The sequence below is a fragment of the Serratia sp. PL7 genome (genome assembly GCF_945957435.1).
Window position 1 is genome coordinate 1 of the sequence record NZ_CAMFLB010000068.1, and the last position, 4604, is coordinate 4604.

Annotated in this window: 3 protein-coding genes; 2 read left to right on the forward strand and 1 reads right to left on the reverse strand. The window is 47.0% G+C overall.

Going from position 1 to position 4604, the window contains the following annotated elements; all coding sequences use genetic code 11:
• On the forward strand, window positions 1-251 hold a 251-nt coding region (locus N6G83_RS53895; protein WP_260524403.1), incomplete at its 5' end, for a restriction endonuclease subunit S.
• 120 nt (window positions 252-371) lie between these two features.
• Window positions 372-3494 carry a type I restriction endonuclease subunit R gene (locus N6G83_RS53900; protein WP_260524404.1) on the forward strand — a complete coding sequence of 1041 codons (3123 nt, stop codon included), beginning with the start codon at window positions 372-374 and terminating at the stop codon, window positions 3492-3494.
• Between the two features lie 331 nt (window positions 3495-3825).
• Here the strand turns inward: N6G83_RS53900 and N6G83_RS53905 are convergent, their stop codons facing one another.
• Entirely contained in the window at window positions 3826-4395 is a 570-nt protein-coding gene (locus N6G83_RS53905; RefSeq protein WP_001749988.1) for a recombinase family protein, read from the reverse strand.
• Window positions 4396-4604 lie beyond the last annotated feature (209 nt).

The following is a 4604-nucleotide window of genomic DNA, read 5'->3' on the forward strand; positions in this document are numbered from 1 at the left end:
CAGGTGGCGGGCAACCTCAGTTCAATGCAAATGCACTTAAACAAATCAAAGTACCTATTCCTTACCCAAATGAAGCGGGAAAATCCCTTTCGGAGCAGGCACGCATTGTTTCTGTCCTGGATAAGTTTGATATTTTAGCCAGTTCAATCACTGAAGGTCTGCCCCGTGAAATTGAACTGCGCCAGAAACAGTACGAATATTACCGAGATTTGCTGTTCAGTTTCCCTAAACCTGATTACGTAACGAACTGACATCAGCGACACTGCCGGTGAGAGCCACTGACTGGCAGTGCTTTGCACAGATATTACCCGATGCTCAAGCCGTAAGTGCATCGTTTCACCCTTCGCAGTATAACGACAGCAGGGAGCAATATGACGCAGCAGACCAGAACCATCGCCGAATCCAATAACTTCATCGTGCTGGATAAATACGTCACGGAATGGGAAGCGAGTGACCGCTACCAGAGTGAGTCGGAGTTAGAGCGTGAACTGATTCAGGATTTACGTAATCAGGGTTATGAGTTTGTGCCTGATTTAACCTCTCAGTCGGCTATGCTGGCCAATGTGCGGGTGCAGCTTCAGGCGCTGAATCAGGTGGTATTTAGCGAAGGGGAGTGGCGGCGCTTTACTGAGGGTTATCTCGATAACCCCAGTGATACTCTTATCGATAAAACCCGTAAGATTCATGATAACTACATTTGTGATTTCACTTTTGATGATGGTCGTCTTGAAAATATCAGTCTTATCGACAAGAAAAATCTTATCCGTAATAAGTTGCAGGTTATCCAGCAATTTGAACAGACGGGAACGCATGCGAATCGCTATGATGTAACAATACTGGTCAATGGACTACCACTGGTACAGGTTGAACTGAAGAAGCGTGGTGTGGCGATTAGGGAGGCCTTTAACCAGATTCATCGCTACAGCAAAGAGAGTTTTAATAGCGAAAATTCGTTATTCAAGTTCCTTCAGGTGTTTGTGATTTCTAATGGGACGGATACCCGTTACTTTGCCAATACGACTAGACGGGATAAAAATAGTTTCGATTTCACCATGAACTGGGCGCGGTCTGACAATACACTGATTAAAGACCTGAGAGACTTTACGGCCACGTTCTTCCAGAAACATACCCTGCTGAATATCCTGTTTAATTACTCGGTATTTGATACCAGCGACACACTGCTGATTATGCGCCCCTACCAGATTGCAGCCACTGAACGCATCCTCTGGAAAATTAACAGTGCGTTTCAGTCAAAGAAATGGAGCAGCACTGACGGAGGCGGGTTTATCTGGCATACGACAGGCTCAGGAAAAACCCTGACCAGTTTTAAAGCCGCCCGACTCGCAACTGAACTGGATTTCATCGATAAAGTCTTCTTTGTGGTTGACCGCAAAGACCTCGATTATCAGACCATGAAAGAGTATCAGCGTTTCTCACCGGACAGCGTCAACGGCTCTGACAGCACCGCGGGACTGAAACGTAATATCGATAAAGATGACAATAAAATCATTGTCACGACTATCCAGAAGCTGAATAACCTGATGAAGGGGGATGCAGATTTAGCCGTCTACCAGAAACAGGTCGTCTTTATTTTTGATGAATGTCATCGCAGCCAGTTCGGGGAAGCCCAGAAAAACCTGAAGAAGAAATTTAAACGTTTTTATCAGTTTGGTTTCACAGGCACACCGATTTTTGCCGGTAAAAATGCGCTGGGTGCGGAAGATACTGCCAGTGTATTTGGTAAGGAATTGCATGCCTATATCATCACCGATGCCATCCGTGATGAAAAAGTCCTGAAATTTAAGGTGGATTACAATGATGTGCGCCCGCAATTTAAGGCGATAGAAACCGAGACGGACGAGAAGAAAATTACTGCGGCAGAAAACAAACACGCCCTGCTGCACCCTAATCGGATTGAGGAAGTGACAAACTACATCCTTCAGCACTTCCGGCAAAAGACCCATCGGGCTTTCCCCGGCGCTAAGGGCTTTAACGCTATGTTCGCCGTCAGTAGCGTCGATGCCGCCAAAGCCTACTATGAATCCTTCAGATACATCCAGAAGTTAAGGGCTGAGCAGGACAGCAGTTATAAGCCCCTGACGGTTGCGACCATTTTCTCGTATGCTGCCAATGAAGCACAGGATGCTATCGGTGATATTAACGATGAGAGTATTGATACCTCAGAGATGAACCCAGGCTCCCGTGAGTTTCTGGAATCTGCCATCGCTGACTATAACGCCGCCTTTAAAATGAATTTCAGCACTGATGGCAACGGTTTTCAGGATTACTACCGCGACCTGGCTAAACGGGTTAAGTCTCAGGAAGTGGACCTGCTGATTGTAGTGGGTATGTTCCTGACCGGCTTCGATGCTCCGGCACTGAACACGTTGTTTGTCGATAAGAGCCTGCGTTATCACGGGCTGATGCAGGCATTCTCGCGTACCAACCGGATTTATAACGCCACGAAAACCTTTGGTAATATCGTCACGTTTCGGGACTTAGAGCAGGCCACCATTGATGCCATTACCCTGTTCGGGAAGAGCAACACCAAAAGTGTGGTCATGGAGAAAAGCTATACCGAATACATGGAAGGCTTCACTGATGCAGTCACGGGTGAAACACGTCGTGGTTTTATCGATATTGTCCGTGAGCTGGAGACCCGCTTTCCTGACCCGGCAGATATCACTTCTGAAAAAGAGAAAAAAGCCTTCATCAAACTGTTTGGCGAATACCTGCGGGCTGAAAATATTCTGCAAAACTACGATGAGTTCACGGCACTGAGAGCGATTCAGACAGTGGATATCAGTGACCCTGCCGCCGTTGACGCTTTTAAGGCTGAACATTTCCTTGATGATGAAAAACTGGCAGCACTCCAGTCCATCCGGTTACCTTCCGAACGAGAAGTACAGGACTATCGTTCAAGCTACAACGATATCCGTGACTGGCAGCGCAATGAGCGCGAAAGTAATGTGAAGGGCAATACGACAGTCAGCTGGGATGACGTGGTGTTTGAAGTTGACTTGCTGAAGTCTCAGGAAATCAATCTCGATTACATTCTTGAACTGATTTTTGAATACAACAAACAGCACCCGAACAAAGAGACACTGAAGGAAGAGGTCACCCGGCTTATCCGTGCCAGTCTGGGGAACCGGGCGAAAGAAGGGCTGATGCTGGAATTTATCGGGCAGACAGATATAGATAACCTGCCGAATAAAGAGTCCGTGATAGAGCAGTTCTACACCTTCGCTCAGGCCGCTCAGCAGCGGGAAGCGGAGGCATTGATTCAGGAAGAGAATCTCAATCACGATGCTGCCAGGCGTTATATCAGTGCGTCACTCAAGCGTGAATATGCCACTGAAAACGGGACGGCTCTGAATGAAGCGTTACCGAAACTCAGTCCGCTAAATCCACAGTATAAAACCAAGAAAAAGACGGTGTTTCAGAAGGTCTCAGCATTCATTGATAAGTTCAAAGGGGTGGGTGGAAGGATCTGATGTTGTTCAGGAGGCTGCGGCCTCCTGATTTTTGTAAAAGACATGAATTACAACACCCTGCGACAACAGGTACCTGAGATACAATTATTCGCTCCCTGAAGTGATGCAAACTTCCTGCTGGAGGTGATCAAGTAATTTGCGAGTGAGTGATCAACTGATTTGCGAATGGGGGATCAGATACATGCAAATACACAGGGAGGGGGCTGGGCCGGGCGATCCGGTCAGCGTTGCGGTTTCCGGCGATTTGCGGCCGGTGGCCGGTTAAGTCCGGCGCGGTCGCCTTCCATGCCCTGACGGGCATAAGAAAATAAAACCGCCATGCTGCGGTCATTCATGATTTTGTGGTGTAGCGATAAATAGTCATGCGAGAAACGTTGAAGCGCTTAGCAACTGCACCAACTGTCATTTCAGGATCAGCAAGTAAGATTCTAATTTGTTTAACATCTTCTTCAGAAAGTGACGGTTTTCTCCCTCCCACACGGCCCCTTGCGCGTGCAGCTGCAAGGCCTGAGCGCGTTCTTTCAATATTGCGGTTGCGTTCAAAGCTAGAGAATATCGCCATCAGATGCGTATAGATTTCCCCTATAACTGGCGCATTTGTGTCTATTCTGTCCTTGATGGCTATGAAAGTTATTCCGCGTTTCTTCAGGTCGTCGAGTAAAGTAATGACTTGACCCAATGAACCGCCGAGCCGATCTAGTGCCCAAACTACTAGGGTATCTCCCTCGCGCAATGCTTTCAGGCAGTTCTCCAGTTCCGGCGCACCTTTTTTGTCGCGCTTGGGGCCGCTACGTGAGGTCTGATCCTGATAGATTTGCTCACATCCAGCTTTTGTTAGTTCGTCAACCTGGTGCGCCACATCCTGAAGATGCGTAGATTTACGTGCATAGCCGATTTTCATTCTTTTCACGCTAATTAGTTATGGGGTTATTGTTATGTTGATATAGTAACGAGTTTTGTTACATGAGGGGAGTCATTTTTCGGGAGAAGTCAGGACTTTTCAAGACTGTCACAAAAACCATCGTTTTTGATACATTAATTGTGTCAACATTGTTGATACATTAGGAAAGGGTGATGGGTAATGACTCCAACTTACTGATAGTGTTTTAT